The sequence below is a fragment of the Vibrio pectenicida genome (assembly GCA_024347015.1).
GTDB lineage: Bacteria > Pseudomonadota > Gammaproteobacteria > Enterobacterales > Vibrionaceae > Vibrio > Vibrio pectenicida.
In genome coordinates this window covers 726,286-750,284 of record AP024889.1, presented here as the reverse complement: position 1 = coordinate 750,284, position 23,999 = coordinate 726,286, and the positions used below count along the sequence as shown (strand labels likewise).

The window sequence follows — 23,999 nt, the reverse complement described above, 5'->3', positions numbered from 1 at the left end:
GATGAAAAGTATTGTTGTTTTAGTTTCAGGAAATGGTTCAAACTTACAGGCGATAATTGATGCTTGTGAAGATAAGATCACAACGGGCCGAGTAAGTGCTGTTTTTTCAAATAAAGCAACAGCTTACGGCTTGGAGCGTGCAAAAAAAGCGGGCGCGGCGGCACATTCTTTAGATCCAAACTCGTTCGACACGCGTGATGCGTTCGACCGCGAGCTTATGAAGCAGATCGATGAATATAAACCGGATGTGATGGTACTCGCCGGTTATATGCGTATTCTTAGCGGCGAATTTGTGCGCCACTATATGGGGCGTATGATCAATATTCATCCATCACTACTGCCTAAATATCCTGGTCTTAACACCTATCAACGAGCCATTCATGCCGGTGACGAAGAACATGGCACTAGTGTGCACTTTGTGACTGAGCAACTCGATGGTGGACCGGTCATTCTTCAAGCCAAGGTGCCTATCTTTGAAGATGACACAGTGGAAACACTCACCAAGCGTGTCCAAGTACAAGAACACAACATCTATCCCTTAGTTGTGCAATGGCTGGTTGAAGAACGTCTAACCATGAAAGATGGCAAAGAAGGCTATCTAGATGGTAAGCGCCTTGGCATTCATGGCTATGCGCAAGATTAACTGTTTATAAATAAAAAAAACGGGCGGCAGCCCGTTTTTTTTATTTCTCACTCACATCTATTTACCAATTCATGTATTAATCTTGTATTCATTTACGTTAAGCTAGAATGGCGATAACCAAGGAGGCATAAATGGATTTAAAAAGTTTACTCAACCAAGCATTAAACTCAGATCTCGCTCGCCAAGGCCAGCAAAAAGTTCAGCAAGCCTCAAACTCTGGGTCACTTAAGACACTCGGAGCAGGCGCTCTTGGTGGTGGACTTGTCGGCTTATTAATGGGCTCTAAAAAGACTAAAAAGATCGGCAAAAAAGTCGGTAAAAACGCACTAAAGATTGGCGGCGCGGCAGCACTTGGAGCTCTCGCATACTCTGCATACAATAACTGGCAAAGTAAGCAGTCGGCTACCGAAAATAGTGAAAGCTTTAATAGCGATGACGACATACACCAGCAACTAATTTTAAAAGCCATGATTGCCGCAGCAAAAGCCGATGGCCATGTAGATAATGATGAGATGCAACGTATTGAGTCAACACTGCAAGAAGCTGGAGCAGATATTCAGCTGCAAACTATGCTGCACAATGAACTCAATAAGCCACTAGATCCAAATGAAATTGCCAAACTTGCGCAATCACCGCAGCAAGCCAGTGAAATCTACCTTGCTTCATTGATTGTTATTGACGAGCAAAATTTTATGGAAAAGGCTTACCTGCAAGAGCTCGCAAAACAGCTGCAACTAGCACCAGACTTGACTGCTCAACTTGAATTGCAACTACAAAGTTAGCACTAACTTTGCGTGATCAGATCTAAAAAAGGGACCAGTTTGGTCCCTTTTTTACTTTAACCGAATGTTATTTACTCAGCCATACAAAAGCAGCCCGTTGTAGCAGGGCAGCGTAATACCTCTCCCTCAGGACAAGGGTATGCAGAATCTGAAGCACTGACCATTGCCGATATACAAATCGTTAAAATCAATAGTACTTTTTTCATTTTTATTCTCCTTATTATGAAACCGGCACTATATGTTATTTATTTGTAAAATCGAATTTTTTTGCTGGTATAAAGCCTGATTTTGAGACCATCTACCCAAAGGAGAATAACTTGGCCATATCAACCTATTCTTTGCGCGCGATCAAACCATATTTTAGGGTTTTGTCGTTACTATGGGTATATTCAATAGCACCTTAAATAAATGAATAAGGAATAAATTTACAAATGAAAGTGTATGACTGTTGTGAGTTAATTCGAGAACTCTACGCCCAAATAGGCAGCGGCGACCAAGCTTACATCCCAAAAGCGATTGGCTGCACCTTACGTGCACTCAATGATATCGCTTCCCAAGCAGACCTTCCTCAAGAGGTGCGTGAAAAAGCCGCTTTTGCCGCCGCAAACCTGCTTATTTCAGATTTTGAAGATGCGTGACAAGCTTTATCACAAGACTTTCTAATGGTATTTTTCTTCTTAGATTGAACCAGTATCTTGATAAGGACTAAAACTTGAGCCAATTACCAAGAAAGTACGCCATAACGGGTAATGAAGAAGAGTTAGACACCATCATAAAAATGCTGGAGAAAAACCGCGCCAATGAAATGAGTCAAATCCGAGCCAAAACTCACTCTTTAACAAACCTAAAACAAATCCTTGGCCCTAAACTCACTGGTATAGTGCTGATTAACTCATCGTCCTATGATGGCAGCCAGCTTGGCCCTTTCCAAGGCGTCCATTTAACCTCAAAAGATGCCCAAGATACGGCGCTTATCAAAGATATCAAAAAAGCGGGGGCACGCTATATCGCCGCCTCATGCCACAATCAAGCTGAACTAGAGATTGCCAACAGCGTAAAATGTGACTTTGTGACAATTTCTCCGGTTCATATCGCAAGTTGTCACCCAGAAGCCACACCGATTGGGTGGCAACGCTTTTCACAGCTTGCCAAGCTTACAGCCATGCCTGTCTTTGCTCTAGGCGGAGTGAGTGCTGATGATCTCACCACGGCGCAACAACACGGCGCTTATGGCGTATCTGGAGTGAGTAATTTTTGGCAATGATTTGATTTATATAAATCACGCCACCCACCCCAAAAGTCAGTAAGCACTCACTTTTCTAATCAGCCAATTGCGCCAATATTCTCGCGCACGCTTTACCATCGCCATAAGGATTATGAGCAAGACTCATGGCTTTATAGGCCTCTTGATCGCGAAGCAATATATCAAGCTGCTGCACAATGCTTTGCACCTTAGTACCAACCAATTTTACCGTGCCTGCTGCTACCGCTTCTGGCCGCTCTGTGGTCTCTCTCATCACTAGTACAGGCTTACCTAAAGCGGGCGCTTCTTCTTGAATGCCTCCTGAATCGGTCAAAATAATATCGGCTTTATCCATTAAATAGACAAAGGGTAAATAGTCTAAAGGTTCAATCAATAGGATATTATCAATACCAGCTAAAAGGCGATTAACGGGCTCTTGCACGTTAGGGTTTAAATGCACGGGATACACAATTTGCGTTTTGGGGTGAGCCTTAGCCACCATCGCTAACGCTTGGCAGATATGTTCAAACCCTGCGCCAAAGCTTTCTCTTCTATGTCCTGTGACCAAAACAAGCTTGTTATGAGGATTTATAAAATGGAACTGGCGTTTAAGGTTGGCGCTAAGCTTAGCATCGAAAGCGATTTTGTCTTTGATAAGATACAAAGCATCAATCACCGTATTACCCGTGACACAAATTCGCTTTTGTGGGACATTTTCTGCCACTAAGTTAGCTTTTGATGCCAAAGTTGGCGCAAAGTGATAATGCGCAAATACACCAGTGAGTCGCCTATTCGCTTCTTCTGGCCACGGCGAATAGAGATCGCCCGTTCTAAGCCCTGCTTCAACATGTCCAATGGTAATTTTTTCATAAAAAGAGGCCAAACTAGCAGCAAAGGTAGTGGCCGTATCACCATGGACCAAAACCACATCAGGCTTAAACGCTGTTAATATCGGTTTAAGTTCAAGCACAATACGCGCGGTGACTTCATTAAGCGTCTGACCTTTCTGCATCACATTTAAATCGTAATCGGGTGTAATTGAGAACACCTCCAGCACCTGATCAAGCATTTCTCTGTGCTGCGCGGTTACGCAGCATTTTGCTTCAAAACGTGCATCTTTAGCTAGCGCACGCACCAAGGGCGCCATTTTTATTGCCTCTGGCCGAGTGCCAAAAACCGTGAGTATTTTTTTCTTCGCCATCACCTATTCACCATAACTCTAAAATACTGCTGAGCTTTCCCCTTAAAAACTTTCAGTTTTAAAAAGAAAATTGATGACTTAGGCTATAACAGGTGCCCTAGGCGCAGCTTGGACGTTTTAACTCACTTGAGAAGTTTTAATAGGCGGTTGGTCATAGGTGTGATATTGAAGCAGTGAAGTGAATAACGTCAAATCAAGGGCATAGGAGACATTAAAAATAATATCTCCTAATTAGAGATCATTTAAAAAGGCATGCTGCCAATTTTAATACCTTTTATATCTTGTGAGTTACTCCAATAGTTACACGTTGGCGTAACATAGATATCAACAGAATTTTGTTTAGATGTGTAGGCGGTTAAAGCAAAACTTACCATTTCTTTAAAGTTAGGAGCAGTGCTATCTATTGCTAGGCGGCCTGAAGAATCAACAAGCAGGCATGCCTGATTTATCACCGTCAATATCGATAAATAGGATACTATTGCCACCATTATAGTAGATGCCAGCACCCACTATGGTTTTATTTCGATAATAATCTGCAGCCATTACGCTCGTAGTAATAAATAGACCACCTAAAATAAAAAACAATTTTTTCATCGTTTTTCCATTATTGTAAAAGAATTTAATACTAATTAACATAAAGCGCAGTTAGCTGACAGACGATATCATTACCTCCGGTTGGAACACTGCGATCATCTACTTCCATTTTTATCGCTTTTCCAGTTGTCCATGCCATTAACAAAGATGACAACAAGTGGCTGTCTTCCTTTAAGAGATCAGCAGCATCATGACGACAAGCTGTATCACCCAAGGCGCAGGGTTTACATACACTCTAATCGTATCTTGAGTATTCGGTGATGCAGGGCGATTCGATGATATAGGGTGTATCTGAGTGATGGTAACATCACGGTTAGTATGGCCTGCAAATGTCATACCTGAGAGCAAGACTAGAACAAAACCCAATAACTTTGTAATATTAATTCTATTAATCACAGTCTAATTCCTAATATGTAGATTTAAGATTGACATATGACAATTCACACTTAGGGTGACCTTCCTTAATTCTTAGCCCTATTTTTTTACCTGCCATATACGCAGATAAGAGACTAGAATAAATATATGACGCATTTGAAGCATTAGGGTTGAGGGTAAAATAAACATCTGATACTGGCTGGCAATTAGCTTTTTTTTCATCCAATGGGGTACCGATATAAATAACCCCCTCAGCATTTGTGTAAAGGGTTTCTATTGTTGATATACATCCCCAACTTCCACATTCATCTGCAAATGAAAAGGTTGAAAAAAATATCAACATAAATGGCAGTAACTTTAATTTCATTAGATTATTCCTAAATTTATATACGAGTTTAATCATCAACCAAGCACGAAAATAGCCACTATTCTCGCACTCATTTAATTTATTATCCGCGAGTGTTCCACCAAATAATTGGGTGGAACACTTATTAATAATTAAGAGGTTATTTTAAATACACATAAGTTGGTAAATAGCCCGATTCAAAATCGAGGGTAAAGCCGAATTTTTCATAGGCATATCGAGCAGCGGTTAATAAAGGCAAAGATACATAACCTTGGAATCGGCCGCTAAAATCCTCATCATGCGTCCACCACTCTTTGTGCATTTCGAGTGCTCGATGCATAGCGTTGCGATACCCTTCCTGATCTTGCTGATGTACTGCTCGCATTACATCAAAAAAACCTAACGTAATGGTAATACTATGAAAAGGTACCCACTCTCCAAGAGTAGAAGTATCTTTATTTTCGATAAGCTCAGTGAGCTGTTCAATGGCTGCGGAAATATCATTGCTTGTCTTAAGGCCAAGCATATGCAAGACAATTTCACAGTGCAGCGAACTGTTAATTCCAAGAAATTCTACTTGGTTACTGTCCAATAGTGCCATCAATGCATTTAAGTCGTGGTATCTCCCTGCAACAATGGTTATAAAAACCATATTAAGCCAGTCTGGTGATGGGATATGTTGCTTTTTACCTCTCGCCGGTACTTCAAAGTCGACACCTTGATAGGTAAAAGGCACCACATCCCCTTCAGGCTGAGTCAGCGTACGCTGCCATAAGGTTAAGTATTGCTGGGCAGACAATACATGCTCTGTCACCTCTTGCTGTGAGATTGAAGGCAAATGATGGCCAATCGCAAATAACTTAAACTGATTCTCATAACCAGTTTCAAAACCAAAGCGTGTTTTGGTTTCATCCTCTAAGCACTTTTGGTTAGTTTTAAGAAACCTTTTCAACGTCGCATCATAGACTCGCTGCTTACCTTTAAAGTTTCCTACATGCGACTTTAATGCTTTTCTCATAGCGATGCCGAGACCTCGAACTTAATATTGTTAGTGCGTTTAATACTACCATCTTTATTAAAGATAAGCTCAGCGCCACGGTATTCAATATAACTGCCTGTGCCTGAAGCTTTGTAATCCTCTAAAAGATCGAGTGTTTCACCCAACTGCTCCGTTTGATTACGATAGCTTGAATCAAGATCATACTTGTTACTCTCCATCGCACTGTCATATTTTTTTTGCATATTACCCCAAATGGCTTTGTGATATTCATCACTGCCTTGCTTGGCATCAATGATATTACCTTGCTCATTGGTACCAACTTGACGGGTGCCGTAATGCGGTTTACCAATGCTGGCTTTACTTTCGCCACTAATCAGCTTTTTCACGCCAAACTTATCCACCACTTCATAAAGGCCATCCAGCTGTCCTTGTTCTCCACGCCCGGGAACCTCAAAAGCCAAAGGTCTAACCGAGACAAATTCAGAGCGGATATTATGCTCAAAACGGGCGACACCTAACGCATTGCCTAGATTTCTGACTTCAGCATCTAGCGCCAGAACTTGATCACGATTTTGTGCAAAGTTTTTGCGTTTTAATCTCTGCGCTAGGTCATACTTCTCTTTTCTTAGAGTAATGGCACGCTCCACCGAGAACATTTCTCCGTTTGGTGGTAGCTTCACCTCTCGCTGTATAAAATCAGCCATATCTTTTTGCGCATCGATACCCAAGTCGATATCTCGTTTGTTTATATGATACTTAGGGTCATCGGGTATATTAGCTTGTCGTTTGTCGATTCTTTGCCAATAACCTTGGCCTACAATAGTAAATCCTTTCTCGCGCTGCTGGACATAACGCTCTTTGGAAATCGATGTATCCCCGTTCTTCTGGACGTACCTAAAGTAATCGCCCATATCAGGAAGGCCATCGGAACGGATGTCATCAAGCGATATTTTGCCCGTTTTTAGAGCTTGGTAGGTTTCTTCATCAAATTTTGTTGACCAAGTATCATAGTTTTCACTGCCACCTTTCTCTTGGTAAAAATCATACTGATCTCGTTTAAATTTGATATTGTTGCTGACCTGTCTAAAGACATCACTAGCAACCTGATCACCTTGCATCGAGAACCTATGAGCAAGGTAGTCGGCAATTTCATCGACCGATGCTTGTTCTTTTAATACTTGTTTGGTAACCGCTGTAGCGACACCACCAATTGTAATACTTACGGCCGTTTCAAAGCCAAACTGCAAGGCAAGAGCAAGCATCTCTTGTTTGGCGGCTTCTTTTTCTGCTTTGTTGCCACTGGTGTACATGCGGTAAAGTTTTGACCCCTTCTCAAAGGTCTCTGGCACTGACATGACAAATTCTTTAGCTGTGTACGCTACCATAATAGAAGAAAGCAGAACCATGGACTGCTCTGATGCAAGTAGTACTAAAATAAGATGAAGAGCATTGTTTTCTGCCGCATTACCTGCTGTTGATATAGCAATATCAACATTTCCGCCAAAGGCAAACACAGTCACACCCGCCATTAAACGCGAGATATCAGCCCCTCTAGCTTGCAAGCTTAGTAGCTCAGCTTTTAATGCTTCAGGAGATAAATCCGTCGCCCCTTGAGATTGGATATGTTCAATAAGCTTTTCAGATACGGCTTTAGTGTCAGTTTCAAGCTCAGTAATATCTTCTAAATAGGTTTGTGCAACATATTCACCGATCACACCACCTGCAGCGCCTGATGCACATCCAGTACGATTCGCATCACTATTGCCGCCATTAATACCTGAAATTGCAGTACCGAGCCCGCAACCTAATGCGGCATGAGCGATATATTGTGTTGCGGTATCAATGTCTGGTGTTTTTCCATCAGCTGTACTTGCCGCCTCACCTATATCGTTAGCCAGCTCTTTACCAATGCGCATTACAGCAGACATAGCAAGGCTTTGCACAAAAGCATCACCAAATTCGTCAAGGCTATGGCCATTGGCAAGTGCTGAAATACCAGTCGTGACGGTTGAGTTAATTACCTGCATTATGGCTTGGGCAGCAAGCTCATTGCCCGCGCCAACAGCAGCATCAACCACATCACTTAGAGATAGTTGAGCCCCGTTTTCTCCGCCAAACATGGGGATATCTAAACCACTTAACACACCCGCGGTTACCATGCTTGTCGCAAGACTCGTTAGGGTCTGTTTTGACGCCAAATGCTTCATGGTCTGATTAACATCAAACCCATTGGCAAGCAAACTCGAAGATGTTTGCACCACCAAAGCGCCAAAGCCTGCATTTACCGCCGCAGCGAGCGCCACGTTAGAGATGGTAATCGTCGCACCCGCCCCAGGCCCTGCTATTGCAAGGCCGCCAGGGCCCATCGCCACAGCCATAGCGATAGCGAGAATCGCCATAGCCGCAGGGCTTAGGCCAGACTGATCGTAGTCCCATTCTTTCATGACTAGCTCAACAGATTCCCAATCTATATCGCTATATTCAGGGTTATTACGAATTTCCTGCATCCAAGCCAAATCTGGACTTTGAGCCAATTCAGCCAACGTTTGATCAAGATCTTTTGAGCCCGAAGCAACCTGAATTCTTATTCCTGTCGAGGCATCAAGGAATAAACCACCGCTATTGACAAACTCAGAGTAATAAGCAACTTCTCGTTGATAACCGTGACCTTTATGCCTGTAGGCTAACGTTCCTTCAGACGAACTTGAATAACTGTAAGACTCCAGCAATTTTGCCAGCTCAAAATCAATCGAACCATTTTCAGCAATGATGTTTGACATGCCTTTATTATCAACCGTTACGGCTTCAAGTAATACATTGCCGTGCACTGTAGAGAGCAGCATGCTTTGCCCAGCCTTTAGCAAGGTACGAACAATTTTTGCTTCTGTACCGCTTTCCGCTTCACTCTCTTTAGTACCAAAAATACCGCCACTTTCGGCCTCAAACTTGCGATCAAAAGATTTCAGATCGGCAGCACTTTTTAGCGTAATACCATGTCCTGCAAGGATTTGAAGTAGCCCTTGACTTTCAATTTCGGCTCCCTGTATAAAAACTTGCCCGCCAGCAATCAGTGATAAGGTATCCACCGCAGACAGGTTAGTTTGCAGGTTAACTAAAGACGACTCACTATCCGACCAACGCTGGCCTGACTCTGCACGCTGATCTTTTCTCGCTTGAGGAACAAGAATAATGTTGCCATTCGCTCTGATCTTCATTTCACCTTGCGAGCTAAACTCGCCGCCATGACTCACAACATCAGTTGCTGAGGAAAGGTTAAGGCTACCTAGTGCAGAAATGCTGCCAATTTGATTAAAGGTCTCGGAAAAGCCGTGACCATAGTCAAGCCTTGTTACTAAAGTGTTGTTGGTCAGTTTATTGGCAATAAGAGTCACGTCATCGCCAGTAATGGTGCCAGATAAGTTTTGCAGTTCGCGACCTGTTCGAATAGTAAATTCTTGGCCACTAACATGCCCTCTGGTATTAATGAAGTCTTGCTCGACATCAATCAAAGCTTTGTGCTTAAACTCAACTCGGCCACCATCAATCACAAAAGTTTGAGTATTAATTTCGGCACTATCTGCCACAAACGTGGATTCAAGTAATTGCTGCTCTTCTATTGTTGCTGGTGTTAAATATAAAAATGGCACCAAGTAAGACTGGCCATTAATCTCACGAATTTCTGGCCAAACGATATCTATTGTTAAGGTACTAATCTGTGCTTGAGTTAAACGTTGACCAAGCTGATAATTATTTTGCTTGGCAAACGCGGCCGCATTTTCGTACAGCTTTTTAGTTTGTTCGTTGTAGCTGGAATAGCCTGGTTTACTCAACCAGCTTTTATTCAATATTTGCTGCATCTGCTGACGAATCACACCGCGCTCAACATAAGGTGAACCAAAACGCGGAGGTAAACTGGTTAACTCAATACCCTGTTCTGATTCAGGCTGATAGCCTGGGATCAATTCCGGACGGTCTGAACTTAGGAGTTCAAAAAAGTGGCCAAAACCATCAAATACACCCAGTTCATTCTTCTCTAATGCACCGCGATAAAGGTATTCATCCACTGACTCCATTAACTCATAACGGGCACTATACGTAATGGCTGATTGAATATCTTCTAACGCTACACTGGTTTTTACTGACGCATACACAGGAAAAGATAACTGTGTTAGCAAAATTGCAAGCAACGCATTAGAGGTTACTTTTTGCCACAAAGGCGATTTTATTGTGCTCATTTAACCAACTGCCTTTTATGCTTTAAAATTAGGATTAGGAATAAAGAAGGTGATTCCAGAATTGATAATTGGAATGTACTTACTTGGCTTTATCTTTGGCTTAGATACAGGTTTATCTGATGTAGCATGTGGACCAAAAATGATATCGCGCATATTCACGCGCCAGCTACCAAAGCCTTTGTTTATGTGGCCATCGACATAAAACACAAATGGAAATTGCGCAGTCACCTCGTTTTTAGTTAAATCAGTCCTAGATGTGGTCCAATAATCAGTTTTTCTTTTTCTGCAACTACGAAGCACTCTTTTTGTACAATAAGTTCTGTGGTGATGGGTCACTGTTGTGGTTTCCCAGATATCACGCAAACTTAAGCCTTCCATCCAAACATTATTTACTGTCCCTACCACATCTTTTTTCACTTCAACTGCACTGTGCTCGTTGTTAAAGGACTGAGATGATAAAATCAGACTACCTCCAGTATTAATTCTCGCTTGTGGAGATAATGCCTTAATATATTGGTGATATTTTTTTATTGAAATATCTTGCGGGTTAGATCTTCTAATACAAAATCTGCCGAAAATATACCATTCACAGGTAGAACTATTAGATACATCTTCGGTATAAGCAAAAGTATCAGCCCATAAGTAATAGCGTTCATTATCAATCACTGGCACTTCAATAACGGTATTTCCAGTCCAAGACTCAGCAATGGATGACATATTCCAAAAACGCTCTTTAAGCCTAAGATCTAGAGTGTTTTCTGCCGAAACTATGACTTGGCTGCTTTTATTGTATTCAAGCAACAGCTCAGGAGACTCTACTGATTGACGTTCAACATGATAAGGGTTGCCATTGGTAAATCGATTCGCTTCAATACGGATATTCTGTCCCAGAATAAAGGCTTCCAGACTTGCTACTTCTACTGGCATCATAGTTTCTGGTGGTGGCGGTACCGATAAACGGGCACCAACTCGCTTTTCATTTATTGAGCTAGCTCTGGAAAGTGCCTTTACTCCCGCTGTAGCAGGGTCATTTTTTGGCAAAAGTCGAAACGGATATAGTGAACCATTTATCACATCATGGTCTGACTTTAGCAAAATGTTTTCACTCAGTAACACACCGCCGAACTGGTTTCTGACTTCTTCTTCGCCATTGATATAAATATCGCGTGATGCTTCAACATCACCTTCATTAGTAACTTGATTAGATGAAAAATAGACACTTTCACCGACTACCGCACCAGTATTTTCGATAGTACCGACAGCAGCAATATTTATCTCAGCAGCACGGATATTATCAATGCCAAACCGAGCGACTCCACCTTCAGGAATAATGCGTATATCTTGAGTAGATTCAAGGTCGACCTTATTGGCGGCAATAATTTGATCATAGATAAGGATGTCACCATTAGATTTGACATTGACGGATTCTAACGGAACCACACTTTGATTGTTGTAGCGGCCAACGTATGTCCAAGCGCCATTGGCAAGAATACGGCCATCAATTGATACATCACCTTGCGCATAGGTCGATTCTAGATGTAAGTTACCAACTGTAATATCAGCATTCGAAGTTAAAGTAAGCGCAGTACCGGAAAAGGAATTAAAACTGGCGTCTGACTGACGGTCGCCGTAACGAAATGCATTGTCTCCCACTATAAGTTGCACATCCCCGTTTGAAACCTGCAAGCTACCAGCGGTATCGATTTCTTTCAGTTCTTTATTGGCTCGTGTTACTACACGGCCTTTCATATTCGTCGTCAAAGGCGCATCAATGGTGATTTTTCCAGCAGCAAAATCAATTAGGCTACTTTCGCTGGCAGAAAAGCCAGAGCCAGTAACCGAAATCTCACCGGAAGACAGAGCAATACTAGTTAACTCACCACTTTCATATACGCCTTCACCTGTTGCCAAAGTGACACGTTCGGCATTAGTCACAGAGCAACCATCACAATTGACACCTTTGGGTGCCAGAATGACCACATCTGCAGCCCGTCCCTCAATACGAATTTCAGAAAACGATGCAATTTGGTTGGCATTTAAGGCAAGGACTATCGTCTGAGCAGGTGAACCTGAAAGCTTAGGGTTGATTTGCAGTGAATTGGCAAGTACTAAAGTTTTATCTTTTGTATCCAGCTCACTTAACGTATTCAGCGAATAGCCATACTCGTTGGATTTAGAAATTTTTACCAAATATTTGGTCGAAGTTTTAATGATATCAGGAGTATTTGCGCCAATACCACTCAAAGGTGTTTTTACATCAGCATAAGATTTCAAACTTGCAAAAAAAGGCGATAAAGCCAGTATGGTAAAGTAAAATGTGGCTGATCTTGCTAAAGAAAATGTTTTATTTTTCATTGGCCAATTGTCGTTTTATTTGCGGGACATGACGCAACAGGCAACAAGTTGAACTTATTTCACCTGAGCATTTATATATATTTTTTTATAAAAATGACGAACTTTAGCCCTTCACTTGCATACATTAAACTTATCAATTACATAAATTGATATTGCTCACAATGAATTTATTATTTTAATTTATTGATTCAAACACTTAAATTAGAGAAATCTTAAATAAGAGAATTTTCGGCCTAAACCTTGCTCCTTGGTTGTCAAGCATCACAATTCTGCGTGGCTCATTATTGGCTAGATAAATAAACCTATTGTCTTTATATCGAAATCTCGCCATTGATAATTTCGGTAATCTGTATCCTATCCATACCGATGAGGAAAAAAGAAATGAACAACCGAACGCTAACTTTAAATGCACTGCAAGTTTTGCTTACCAATCCTGAGTTTGACGAAGCTGAAATTGCGCAATACTTTGCGCCAAATTATCAACAAACCGTAAATGGTTTAGAGCTAGATTATGCAGAATTTGTTACCCACGTGGCCAAGCTTAAAAAAGATACTAAAAATAGGCGCATTACTATTTTGGCTTGCGCTGCTGAAGGAGAGCATGTGTTTACTCACCACCAAGTATCTGCCGAGAAAGCAAATGGAGAAAATGTGATGTTTGAGGTTATTGCCAACTTTACCCTCACCGAGGGCAAAATTGTTCGCTGTCAGGAGCTAACTCGAATGATACAAGGGCAAGCGCATGATGAAGATTTGGGCAGTCGCCACTAAGGGGCGGCCAAAGGCTTAGCGAAACTGCTTAGCTTCGGCTAAATATTCAAAGCCGGCTTTTGCGAGTTTTTCTTCCAGCTTGGTTTTATCAATATCATAAAATCGGACTAGGCTGTCCAAGTCACCAAATTCATCGCGAATTTTCATATTCACCATGCTAAGTAGGATAAAGGTATCCATGGTCTCAAAATGTTCTAGGCTCATTGGTTTTCCTTAGCGGACAAAATAAACTTACTATAACAAAAACGCCCTATTTTTCTATTAATGAAAAACAAAGCGCAAGCCAATGGCCTGCGCTTTTTATCTTTGTATTTAGAAATGAAATACCGACTTAGCCTAGGTTCTTACGCGCGTTTTGGAACATACGCATCCAAGCGCCATTTTCACCCCAATCTTGCGGCGCCCATGAATTTGCCACAGTGCGGAACACACGCTCTGGGTGCGGCATCATAATGGTTACACGGCCATCTTGAGTGGTTAAACCTGTGATTGCATTTGGCGAACCATTTGGATTATTCGGGTACTGCTGAGTCGGTTTGCCAAAGTTATCGACATAACGTATAGCTACTGTGCCAGATTGCTCTATCGCGGCAAGATGATCGCCACCTTCAACTTCTACTTGGCCTTCACCGTGGGAAACCGCAATTGGCATCCGTGAGCCAGCCATTCCATCAAAGAAAACCGAATCAGATTTTTGCACTTCAACCAAACTAAAGCGGGCTTCAAAACGCTCAGATTGATTGCGCACAAACCGTGGCCAAAGATCAGCCCCCGGAATCAACCCCTTGAGATTGGACAGCATCTGACAGCCGTTACACACACCCAATGAGAAAGTATTGTCACGATTAAAGAAGGCTTCAAATTGCTCACGAGCCGCATTATTAAACAAGATAGATTTTGCCCAACCTTCACCCGCGCCCAGTACGTCACCATAAGAGAAGCCACCACAAGCGACAAGGCCGTGGTACTCATCCAGTGCTGCTTGACCAGTTAGAATGTCACTCATATGAATATCGGTTGATTCAAAACCAGCTCTATCAAACGCTGCGGCCATTTCAACGTGAGAGTTAACACCTTGCTCACGTAAAATCGCCATTTTCGGCTTCGCGCCAGTGGCAATATAAGGCGCTGCAATATCTTGGTTAACATCAAAGCTTAAAGACACATTCAAGCCTGGATCAGCATCGTCTTGCTTAGCTGCAAATTCTTGATCGGCGCACGCTGGGTTATCACGCAGCGCTTGCATTTTATGCGTGGTTTCTGCCCAAATAGTGCGAAGATCAGTACGTGAGCGATCAATGATGACTTCATCAGCCAATGTGATGACGAACTTATCTGACGTTTCTACGCTGCCAATAACATGAGAGCAGTTTTCAAGGTCGTGAGCGGATAAAATAGAGAGAACAGAATCTAGCTCATCGTTACTCACTTGCACTACTGCGCCAAGTTCTTCGTTAAACAGGGTAGCCAATACATCTTGCTCTTGTGCAGCGCTTGCCATTTCAGCAATATCAACCCGCACGCCACAATGGCCAGCAAATGCCATTTCAGCCAGAGTCACAACTAAGCCGCCATCGCCTTTATCATGGTAAGCAAGCAGCTTGTCTTTGCGCACCAGAGTCTGCATCGCATCAAAGAAGCCTTTTAGCTGCTCAGCATTATCGACATCGGCAGGTTTATCACCTAATTGCTTGTATACTTGCGCAAGCGCCGTCGCGCCAAGGCGATTCTTACCGTTAGCTAAATCAATCAGCACCAGCGAAGTCTCACCTAAGCCTTGTGACGTCGCCGGTGTTAAAAGCTGTGGCGTGATGGTTTTGCGCACATCTTCAACTCGGCCAAAGGCGGTAATAACCAGTGACAGTGGTGAAGTCACTTTCTTGTCTTCGCCGTTATCTTGCCACTTTGTTTTCATCGACATAGAGTCTTTACCAACAGGAATGGTCAAGCCAAGCGCAGGACACAACTCTTCACCAACGGCTTTTACTGCTTGGTATAAACCTGCATCTTCACCTGGGTGACCGGCTGGCGACATCCAGTTAGCTGACAATTTAATGTGCTTGATATCACCAATATCCGTGGCAGCAATATTAGTTAACGCTTCTCCAACCGCCAAACGTGCAGAAGCAGCAAAGTCTAGTAGGGCGACGGGGGTGCGTTCACCCATTGACATGGCTTCGCCGTGGTAAGTGTCGTAACTTGCAGCGGTCACTGCGCAGTTAGCTACCGGTACTTGCCAAGGTCCCACCATTTGGTCGCGCGCAACAAGACCTGTCACCGTGCGGTCACCAATGGTAATCAGGAAGGTTTTTTCAGCAACCGCAGGAAGGCGCAACACGCGATCAACCGCTTGATTGATTTCAATATCATCACGATTAATTGCAGGGCTATCCACCTTTAGCGTGGTTGCATCGCGGTGCATCTTTGGCGCCTTACCAAGCAGAATATCCATTGGCATATCAATGGGCGTATTGTCAAAATGCGAGTCTTCTAAAGTCAGATGGCGCTCTTTAGTTGCCTCGCCAACGACAGCATAAGGCGCGCGTTCACGCTGACAAATAGCTTCAAATACAGGCATATCTTGTTTAGCAACCGCCAACACATAACGCTCCTGAGACTCGTTACACCAGATTTCAAGTGGGCTCATTCCCGGCTCGTCATTGGGTACATCACGTAGCTGGAATTTACCGCCGCGTTCGCCGTCATCAACCAGTTCTGGAAGCGCATTAGAAATACCACCAGCACCCACATCGTGAATAAAGGCGATTGGGTTATCATCACCCAACTGCCAGCAACGATCGATGACTTCCTGACAGCGACGTTCCATTTCAGGGTTTTCACGCTGCACTGAAGCAAAATCTAAATCTTCTGCTGATTGACCTGAAGCCATTGACGAAGCCGCGCCACCACCAAGGCCAATATTCATCGCTGGACCACCTAAAACGATTAGGCTCGCCCCAACTGGAATTTCTTTCTTTTGGACGTGATCATCGCGGATGTTACCCATACCACCAGCAATCATGATAGGTTTATGGTAACCACGTACTTCCTCACCAGCATGTGAAGTGACTTTTTCTTCGTAAGTACGGAAATAACCCAGCAGATTAGGACGGCCAAATTCATTATTAAATGCAGCGCCACCAAGTGGGCCTTCAAGCATAATATCCAGCGCATTGACTATGCGATCTGGTTTGCCAAAATTGGTTTCCCAAGGCTGCTCAAAACCAGGAATACGAAGGTTAGAGGTAGTAAAACCGACCAAACCCGCTTTGGGCTTACCTCCAATTCCGGTTGCGCCTTCATCACGAATCTCACCACCGGATCCTGTTGATGCGCCCGGCCATGGGGAGATGGCTGTTGGGTGGTTATGCGTTTCTACTTTCATCAAAATATGGGTATCTTCATGATGATAGCCATACTGACGAGTCGTAGGATCTGGGAAGAAACGACCTACTTTCGAACCTGTCATTACCGCAGCATTGTCTTTATACGCAGACAATACGTGCTCAGGTGTCGTCTCATAGGTATTTTTAATCATTTTAAATAGAGACTTAGGCTGCTCAACGCCATCAATTGTCCAATCGGCATTAAAGATTTTATGTCGGCAATGCTCCGAGTTGGCCTGAGCAAACATCATAAGTTCAATATCGTTTGGATTACGGCCAAGTGTCGTGAAGCTCTCAACCAAGTAATCAATTTCATCTTCTGCTAAAGCGAGACCCAGCGTCAGATTCGCCTTTTCGAGCGCCGCACGTCCACCACTGAGAATATCCACATCAGCAACAGGTGCCGGCTCTGCAACTGTAAATAAAGCCGACGCAGATTCAAATTCAGTAAACACCACTTCCATCATGCGATCATGAATAATGGCTTTAACTTGCTGAACTTGATCCTCTGTCAGCGAAGAAGAGGTATCTAGATAATACGCAGTACCACGTTCAAGGCGCTTGATTTTATCCAAACCACAATTGTTGGCGATATCGGTTGATTTTGAAGACCAAGGTGAGATGGTCCCCGGACGCGGCGTCACCAAGAGTAACAGACCTTGCGGCGCATGCTCCTCTATCGTTGGCCCATAAGTCAAAAGCTTTTCGACTTTCTCAAGCTCAGACGAGTTTAGGTCTTCAGTTAGATCAGCAAAATGCATAAACTCAGCGTAAACTCCTATAACAGGCAAGTCTTGTTCACGGCAAAGTTCGAGTAGTTTGTTAACACGAAACTCAGAAAGAGCTGGGGAGCCACGCAAAATTCTCATGTGCTTAGGTCTCTTGTATTAAGGTAATATGGGAATAAACTCAGGAGGTTATATGAAAACCCCTCAAACTTATGCCGATGCTACCTCGCTGTTTCGAGCAGCATTATAAAGGATTTATTTTTGTGATGTAACACCAAAGGCAACCGTTTGCGTCATTTTTTCAGCAAATTTGAATTATCGCAGCAATCGTAATTTTAAATCTTTAGTCGCAACGGGGTCTGATTGGCTTGCCTTGTCACGACACTCTGATATAAATGCTCATAATGGAAGTATGAGAATGTGGTCAATGAAGAAGCATTACTTAAAACGTTGGACATCCATCAGCACCTTGTTGGTTTCTGCCTTAATCTTGTCCGGCTGCCAAATCGAATCTGAGCCTAAAAATGACTTAGACCAAATTCGTGAGCGCGGTGTACTACGCGTTGGTACGTTAAATAACCAGCTTTCCTATTATATTGGCCCTGATGGCCCTGCTGGTTTGGATTATGAATTGGCACGTGAGTTTGCCAATGAGCTTGGTGTTCAGCTTGAGATGAAGCCCGCCTATCGAATATCGTCACTCTACCCTGCACTTGAAAAAGGCGAGATTGATGTCATTGCAGCAGGCCTTATTCTATCGCCTGAACGAATGGAGCGTTTTCGCCCCGGCCCTGCGTATTACTATGTCAGTCAACAAGTCGTCTACAAAAAAGGTAATTGGCGACCACGGAATCTAGAGCAGCTAGTCAGCAAACATGACGCCAATGATGAACCGGCTGCCATGCTCAAAATCGTTAGTGACTCTCATGTAAAAAAAACGCTCGACACTATCAGGCAAAAAGAACATCCTGATTTTGTGTTTGAAGTCGATCCAGAAGCAGAAGTCAGCGATTTGCTAAAACAAGTTGCCCAAGGTGAACTGATGTTTACTGTCGCGGACTCTGTGGAATTATCTCTTTCACAGAGAATTTATCCCGAAATCGCAATTGCTTTTGAGCTTACCGAAGACCAACCCATTTCATGGTTTGTGCGCCGCTCCGAAGATGAAAGCCTATATGCCTTGATGATTGAATTTTTTGGTTATACCAAACAATCTGGGCTCCTTGCCTCACTAGAAGAAAAATATATTGGCCATATTGGTAGCTTTGATTATGTCGACACGCGCGCTTTTATCAGAGCGTTGAATAGCAAACTTCCACAATGGTCACAACTATTTAAACAATATTCTGACGAATTTGATTGGCGCTTGGTCGCCGCTTTAGCTTATCAAGAGTCTCATTGGAATCCACGCGCAAAATCCCCTACAGGTGTACGTGGTATGATGATGCTGACCTTACCAACAGCGAAAAGTGTCGGAGTCACTAACCGCCTCGACCCGCAGCAATCGGTACGCGGGGGAGTTGAGTACTTACGACGTATGGTCTCTCGTATTCCTGATTCTGTCGCCATGCATGAAAAAATCTGGTTTGCGCTTGCAGCCTACAATGTCGGATACGGACACATGATGGACGCAAGAAGACTGACCAAAACGCAAGGGGCAAACCCCAACTCGTGGGTCGATGTCAAAGATCGTTTGCCACTACTTCGCCAGAAGAAATACTTCAGCCAAACACGCTATGGTTATGCGAGAGGAGATGAAGCTAAAAATTATGTCGAAAATATTCGCCGTTACTATCAAAGCATCATCGGCCACATTGATCAAAAACCGATCGAGAATAGCGATGTTAATATTGACGACCTGGCTGTAATTGAACTTCCAGAGACTGAACTTCCAGAAGTTGAACTCTCCACAGCAGAAGCTGCCTTACCTGAGCAAACGCAAGAGTAATTAAAGTTTAATAATTCAAGTGCATTTAAGCACTTGAATTATTGCTCTGCGCCCACACATAGTAATCGGTATCAAAAATATACGCCTGCTTAGGAGGGTGTTTTTATGCGTAGAAACAAAGTTCAGTCAAGACGCTTTAATAAAACCGTTGCGGCCAATCGTCGCAAAAGAATGCTCAGTAATAACAAGAAAAAAGTCATTGCACGTCATCGAGCCTTTATGCAGCTCATCTGCACTTAGTCTCTATTAGTAAACCGTTATTATTAGTAATAACATCCATTACTAGTAAACATCTGGGATAGAGTCTGACATCTTTCTATGCTCAATAAATAGCGAAAGATATCTAGACTCTTAATATTTTGCAGGCCATTAACCTTTTGCCTGCTTGAGAGCTTTTTTTTCTTTGCGGCGGCGTTTAAAAAAGGCTTGAAGCTGTATCCTACACTCCTCTTCTAATAATCCTTGCTTTACCTCTGCATAGTGATAAGCGGCTTGATGCTCGAACAAGTTTAAAACGGTACCCGCAGCGCCCGACTTTAAATCTGGTGCTCCAAATATAATCCGCTGTACTCTGCTATGCAACAGTGCACCTGCACACATTGGGCAAGGCTCAAGTGTCACGTATAAGATGGTATCAAGCAGTCGATAGTTTTTTAACTTCTGCCCAGCTTTACGTAATACCTGCATTTCTGCATGAGCGGTCGCATCATGCTGAGCAATAGATTGATTCCAACCCTCAGCAATTACCTTTCCCTCTCTTACAAGTACCGCGCCTACAGGCACTTCTCCCTCTCGTTCAGCCTGTGCTGCTAGCTCTATGGCCCTGCGCATAAATAAATGATCTTGTTCGCTAAATTGAGGCGATGGCAAAGGAGCTCCTGAAAATATATCTGGGTATTAACTAATTTTACAATTAACTCAAGATAAGTAAAAGCACCCATATTTATGCTATAGCATAATAACTTTAACCCACTTTAAGGGGCGGCCGTTACCTGCGAGGAAAACAAGGTATTAAGGCTGACCGAATAGACATGTCCGTGCCGTCCTTGCCAGCAAACATCAATCTTGACTTTTTGGGCTTGCGTGCCGTCAAGTAACATAGACTCTGCTGTACAATGTATTTGCAACTGACCATAGCTAAGAGGAATACACTCACCTGCCGAACGACAGTCTTCTGGCCAATATCCATAAGCAGAGAAGGCTTCCAACCTAGACTCAGCCACATTAAGAGCAGCCAATCTTTTTTCCGCCATTCCAGCTTTAGTTTCAATATCAATATGGAGTTTCACCAGCCCCATCGCACTCACAGCGACTATTGCAAGCGCGATCAATACTTCTATCAAACTTGTGCCAGCTTGATTAGAAATCATACCAACTGCCTAAAACCCATCTTAAAAAGTGAAAATTACGAGCAGCAGCTTCAGTCACATGCTTACGGTACTCTGTATTCAGAGAGCCATTAACTAAAGCATAATGATTAGGAGCATCGAGTACTAAGCCTCCAAGTGGATAAAAACGGCCATTTTGAAAATAACTCACTTGCTGTTTGGTTAACCGGGTGACAAACGACAGTTGCTCTATCGTTTGCTCCAAAACTGATGGAGGCTTGTCATTCGCGGTCTTTGACCAATCACTGTCTTGCTCTGCTAAATCGGACGTCACCAAATGATAGATCAATCCTTTAAGTGGCTGCTGAGCTGAAATAGAAACAATACCGTTATGAAAAACCAGCACCAAGCCAGACTCTAGATGAGTTTCGATAGCAAGATTTAGCAAATATACATCATCTTCGCTAATCTCACACCCGCCATACACCCAGATCAACTCATGAGCAGCTTTCACTAAACTAACAACTTCCTGGCCACAGTTATCGATAAACTTAGACTTTGGCAGTTGGGTAGCATCCGTGGGCATCGACTCTGTTAGCCAAATGGGCACATGCGCTAGCCGAGACGTATCAGACATCACACTAAACCAATCGTGGCGTTCCAGATTAAACACCTCCTTAAAAGGGTCAATGTCAGGCTCAAAACTAAAGTCATTTAGAGTATCTTCTAACCGCCATGCTAGGCTGGTAAAATATGAGTCTGAGCATTTTTGGTGTGTAAGACTATTTATGCTAGAAAAGCTATTCACCCTAGAAAAGCTATTCACGCTAGGAAAATAGCGAGAAGCAGGATCTAATTGGTAAGGCTGCTTGCTTGAAAAACTTCGCGCATAAAGCTCTCCAACATAGCGCAGCGAATAGCACTGCCAATCAGTATGATTTATTCTCGGGCCAATACTGGGGGCAATAGCTAAATTGCCATTGACCAGCAAATGCGATCTTGTTGTTATGGGGCTTTTTATTTGTAGCTCAGGTAAATAGAAAGCTTTACTCAAAGTGACATAACCACTGCTAGAGCGAATGATATTAGGCGTTCCTTGCTCAATTTTCAGTTCATCTAAACTCAGCATCGCAATACAATCACTGAAATTTTGCATCAATCTTCCACTGCGCCACATCTTCGCGTATGCACATTCAAGCCCACCTTCGGCTTGCCAATATGAACGACGACTGTCAATTTGATTATTGCTGTGTTTGAGCTGATACAAAACACCTTTAGCACTTGCCATTACCAGCATCAGGATCAGACCTACCAGCACACTCGTTATAATGATGGTCGTAGCACCAGATTCCGGTTTCACTTTAAGGGTTCCTTGGATTGATGGTAAAAGAGACTGAAGTGGTTTTTTCAGGCCAAACCGTCAAAGCTGTGATGATATTGACATTTAACACCGCAAATAAAGAGGAATCGACCGGTAATAATGCCATCTCTAATTCAAATGCCTTAACGACTATCTGTTTACTATCAAACAAGGTATTGCACGTATTGCCAAAATGAGTGTTAAAGCTTGTAGCTTCAATAACTGACATAACTCTTGGTAGCTTAGTTTCACACACCCTCAGCATATCTTGATATTGACTATCTTGCTGATAGACCACATTGGTATACGCACTCTCTGTACCTAATTCCCCGGAAAGATACGCGTAAGCAATCAAGGTAGTATTCACATCTTGGTAAATAAAAAACACATCTTCGGAACCTGATATCTTGATGCTTTGGCCATAGTCGCCGCCATAGCCAGCTCGATATAAGTCATGCTTCATCATCTGCGCAACGCTATGAGTATTTTGAGTCAGTAACCTTCGCTGCATGCTTTTATTAGCTACTCGGGCATTGTGCAGCAGTAAACTGATCACACTAGTAATGACCATCATACTAATGGCAACCGAAACCAAGCATTCGACAAGACTGATACCCTTGTGATGATGCTTTGATTTCAACACACGCCATAGCCTAAACGAGCTATTCTGGGTGCACATACTCGAACAATCGCAGAACGAAAATGGGTTCTAAGTTCAAGTAAAAGGTAGGGATTAGCCATAGGATGAAATACCAATCTTCCGCTCTTAGGCCGTCCATGGGTAGCATCAAAACTGATTCGGTTCGCGCTGTAATTTGAACTAAGTGCAAGATCTTTAAAAGGTTCACCGGACAGGCTCATCAACACAGAACCTTGTGCTGCATCCTGTTTATCCGTCAGACTCAGTTCCCAACTGGAATCAGTGTGGCTAAAGTGAACCCATAAAGGCTGCCTACGTAACATAGCCTGTGATTTTGCTAGTAAGACAAACCCGCGTAATTCATTTGCTAATCGAGTCATCTTGGTGGTATCTGACACTGAGCGAAAACTAGGCACTGCCCATAGCAGAGTCAGGCTTATCAGCCCAATAACTATCGCCAATTCAAGCAGTGTAAATCCACGAGGCATTTCTCAACTTCTCCTGCAACAATCAATGTGCCCAAAACCATACTTGGTTTGATGCTAACACTACTCAACAATACAGCATGCTCAACATTGAATAGGATTCGAGATGAAGCTTGTAATTCACTGCAATCAAAGTAAGAAAAGTTTAAATGCAATGACCTTAATCGAACTATTAATTGTTATGGCTTTAATCAGTGTGTTAGCTCTGGTGGCTTACCCAAATTATCAACAGCAAATCAGAAAGGCGCATAGAACCGTGGCGATTGGCGACCTAGCCAAGCTGCAACTGGAGCTTGAAGCTCGCTATCAGGGAGGATATGAATGGGAAGATTTAGTGTCTGGGGGAAGATGCGATTTCTGCAATTCCGAGCCTGAACGTTTTCTATTTGAAATAAACAGTGATGCAGATTCGCTATACTTAATCAAAGCTATTGCCCAAGAGAAAAGCCAGCAGACCCTAGACAGCTGCTTAATCATTAGCAACACCAATTACCTTAGCCTTGATGCTCGCAACAGAGAGTTTCCAAAAGATTGCTGGCAATAACAAAGCCTGCATAGGTTGCAGGCTTTGTTAATAAT

24 protein-coding genes are annotated in these 23,999 nt (G+C 43.0%); 8 read left to right on the top strand and 16 right to left on the bottom strand.

What is annotated here, in order from left to right:
- Window position 1 precedes the first annotated feature (1 nt).
- Entirely contained in the window at window positions 2-643 is a 642-nt protein-coding gene (gene purN, locus OCV27_RS03485) for a phosphoribosylglycinamide formyltransferase (protein ID WP_125320475.1), read from the top strand.
- A gap of 131 nt (window positions 644-774) precedes the next feature.
- Window positions 775-1,425, top strand: a complete 651-nt coding sequence (locus OCV27_RS03480; RefSeq protein WP_125320476.1) for a tellurite resistance TerB family protein — start codon at window positions 775-777, stop codon at window positions 1,423-1,425.
- A 71-nt stretch (window positions 1,426-1,496) separates the two neighbouring features.
- On the opposite strand, the gene OCV27_RS03475 is transcribed toward OCV27_RS03480, so the two are convergent.
- Window positions 1,497-1,631, bottom strand: a complete 135-nt coding sequence (locus OCV27_RS03475; RefSeq protein ID WP_281272858.1) for a hypothetical protein — start codon at window positions 1,629-1,631, stop codon at window positions 1,497-1,499.
- Window positions 1,632-1,856: 225 nt separating this feature from the next.
- Here OCV27_RS03475 and OCV27_RS03470 point away from each other — a divergent pair, with 225 nt between their 5' ends.
- Window positions 1,857-2,063: a YaeP family protein gene (locus tag OCV27_RS03470; protein WP_125323075.1), complete on the top strand. Its 207-nt coding sequence runs from the start codon at window positions 1,857-1,859 to the stop codon at window positions 2,061-2,063.
- A gap of 74 nt (window positions 2,064-2,137) precedes the next feature.
- Entirely contained in the window at window positions 2,138-2,689 is a 552-nt protein-coding gene (locus OCV27_RS03465; protein ID WP_245986846.1) for a thiamine phosphate synthase, read from the top strand.
- A gap of 55 nt (window positions 2,690-2,744) precedes the next feature.
- Here the strand turns inward: OCV27_RS03465 and wecB are convergent, their stop codons facing one another.
- The 8 genes from wecB to OCV27_RS03425 all read right to left on the bottom strand — a co-directional run bounded on the left by wecB (window position 2,745) and on the right by OCV27_RS03425 (window position 12,774).
- A complete protein-coding gene (gene wecB / locus OCV27_RS03460) occupies window positions 2,745-3,869 on the bottom strand; it encodes a non-hydrolyzing UDP-N-acetylglucosamine 2-epimerase (protein ID WP_125323076.1) in 1,125 nt (374 codons plus the stop codon).
- 423 nt (window positions 3,870-4,292) lie between these two features.
- Window positions 4,293-4,463, bottom strand: coding sequence for a hypothetical protein (locus tag OCV27_RS03455; protein ID WP_185759834.1), 171 nt, complete (start codon window positions 4,461-4,463; stop codon window positions 4,293-4,295).
- 31 nt (window positions 4,464-4,494) lie between these two features.
- Entirely contained in the window at window positions 4,495-4,620 is a 126-nt protein-coding gene (locus OCV27_RS03450; protein WP_281272889.1) for a hypothetical protein, read from the bottom strand.
- 14 nt (window positions 4,621-4,634) lie between these two features.
- Complete coding sequence (locus tag OCV27_RS03445; protein WP_125323077.1) at window positions 4,635-4,859, bottom strand: hypothetical protein; 225 nt, start codon at window positions 4,857-4,859, stop codon at window positions 4,635-4,637.
- Between the two features lie 10 nt (window positions 4,860-4,869).
- On the bottom strand, window positions 4,870-5,205 hold the full coding sequence (locus OCV27_RS03440) for a hypothetical protein (RefSeq protein WP_125323078.1): 336 nt from the start codon (window positions 5,203-5,205) through the stop codon (window positions 4,870-4,872).
- A 139-nt stretch (window positions 5,206-5,344) separates the two neighbouring features.
- On the bottom strand, window positions 5,345-6,202 hold the full coding sequence (locus OCV27_RS03435) for an immunity 49 family protein (RefSeq protein WP_125323079.1): 858 nt from the start codon (window positions 6,200-6,202) through the stop codon (window positions 5,345-5,347).
- Window positions 6,199-10,419: a DUF637 domain-containing protein gene (locus tag OCV27_RS03430; protein WP_125323080.1), complete on the bottom strand. Its 4,221-nt coding sequence runs from the start codon at window positions 10,417-10,419 to the stop codon at window positions 6,199-6,201. The genes OCV27_RS03435 and OCV27_RS03430 overlap by 4 nt, the downstream gene beginning before the upstream one ends.
- 15 nt (window positions 10,420-10,434) lie before the next feature.
- On the bottom strand, window positions 10,435-12,774 hold the full coding sequence (locus OCV27_RS03425) for a two-partner secretion domain-containing protein (RefSeq protein ID WP_125323081.1): 2,340 nt from the start codon (window positions 12,772-12,774) through the stop codon (window positions 10,435-10,437).
- Between the two features lie 381 nt (window positions 12,775-13,155).
- On the opposite strand from OCV27_RS03425, the gene OCV27_RS03420 reads away from it, so the two are divergent.
- On the top strand, window positions 13,156-13,545 hold the full coding sequence (locus OCV27_RS03420; RefSeq protein WP_125322760.1) for a nuclear transport factor 2 family protein: 390 nt from the start codon (window positions 13,156-13,158) through the stop codon (window positions 13,543-13,545).
- 15 nt (window positions 13,546-13,560) lie between these two features.
- On the opposite strand, the gene OCV27_RS03415 is transcribed toward OCV27_RS03420, so the two are convergent.
- Both OCV27_RS03415 and purL read right to left on the bottom strand, forming a co-directional pair.
- Window positions 13,561-13,749 (bottom strand): DUF4250 domain-containing protein, encoded by a 189-nt coding sequence (locus tag OCV27_RS03415; RefSeq protein ID WP_125322761.1) that lies wholly within the window; start codon window positions 13,747-13,749, stop codon window positions 13,561-13,563.
- Window positions 13,750-13,876: 127 nt separating this feature from the next.
- The gene (gene purL / locus OCV27_RS03410) at window positions 13,877-17,800 is read right to left on the bottom strand and encodes a phosphoribosylformylglycinamidine synthase (protein ID WP_125322762.1); all 3,924 of its coding nucleotides are present in this window, start codon (window positions 17,798-17,800) and stop codon (window positions 13,877-13,879) included.
- A gap of 286 nt (window positions 17,801-18,086) precedes the next feature.
- On the opposite strand from purL, the gene mltF reads away from it, so the two are divergent.
- Window positions 18,087-19,607, top strand: a complete 1,521-nt coding sequence (gene mltF, locus OCV27_RS03405) for a membrane-bound lytic murein transglycosylase MltF (RefSeq protein ID WP_125322771.1) — start codon at window positions 18,087-18,089, stop codon at window positions 19,605-19,607.
- 105 nt (window positions 19,608-19,712) lie between these two features.
- Window positions 19,713-19,847, top strand: a complete 135-nt coding sequence (locus OCV27_RS03400) for a hypothetical protein (protein WP_281272884.1) — start codon at window positions 19,713-19,715, stop codon at window positions 19,845-19,847.
- A gap of 129 nt (window positions 19,848-19,976) precedes the next feature.
- Here OCV27_RS03400 and tadA read toward each other — a convergent pair whose 3' ends face one another.
- From tadA to OCV27_RS03375, 5 genes are all read right to left on the bottom strand, one after another.
- Window positions 19,977-20,438, bottom strand: coding sequence for a tRNA adenosine(34) deaminase TadA (gene tadA, locus OCV27_RS03395; RefSeq protein WP_420919480.1), 462 nt, complete (start codon window positions 20,436-20,438; stop codon window positions 19,977-19,979).
- Window positions 20,439-20,581: 143 nt separating this feature from the next.
- Window positions 20,582-20,977 (bottom strand): type IV pilus modification PilV family protein, encoded by a 396-nt coding sequence (locus OCV27_RS03390; protein ID WP_125322764.1) that lies wholly within the window; start codon window positions 20,975-20,977, stop codon window positions 20,582-20,584.
- On the bottom strand, window positions 20,967-22,295 hold the full coding sequence (locus tag OCV27_RS03385) for a hypothetical protein (RefSeq protein ID WP_125322765.1): 1,329 nt from the start codon (window positions 22,293-22,295) through the stop codon (window positions 20,967-20,969). Before OCV27_RS03385 ends, OCV27_RS03390 begins: the two co-directional genes overlap by 11 nt.
- A 1-nt stretch (window position 22,296) precedes the next feature.
- The gene (locus OCV27_RS03380) at window positions 22,297-22,938 is read right to left on the bottom strand and encodes a PulJ/GspJ family protein (RefSeq protein WP_245986826.1); all 642 of its coding nucleotides are present in this window, start codon (window positions 22,936-22,938) and stop codon (window positions 22,297-22,299) included.
- The gene (locus tag OCV27_RS03375; RefSeq protein WP_125322767.1) at window positions 22,932-23,423 is read right to left on the bottom strand and encodes a GspH/FimT family pseudopilin; all 492 of its coding nucleotides are present in this window, start codon (window positions 23,421-23,423) and stop codon (window positions 22,932-22,934) included. The genes OCV27_RS03380 and OCV27_RS03375 overlap by 7 nt, the downstream gene beginning before the upstream one ends.
- Window positions 23,424-23,526: 103 nt before the next feature.
- Between OCV27_RS03375 and OCV27_RS03370 the strand changes: the two genes are divergently transcribed.
- Complete coding sequence (locus OCV27_RS03370) at window positions 23,527-23,964, top strand: type IV pilin protein (RefSeq protein WP_125322768.1); 438 nt, start codon at window positions 23,527-23,529, stop codon at window positions 23,962-23,964.
- Window positions 23,965-23,999: the final 35 nt, after the last annotated feature.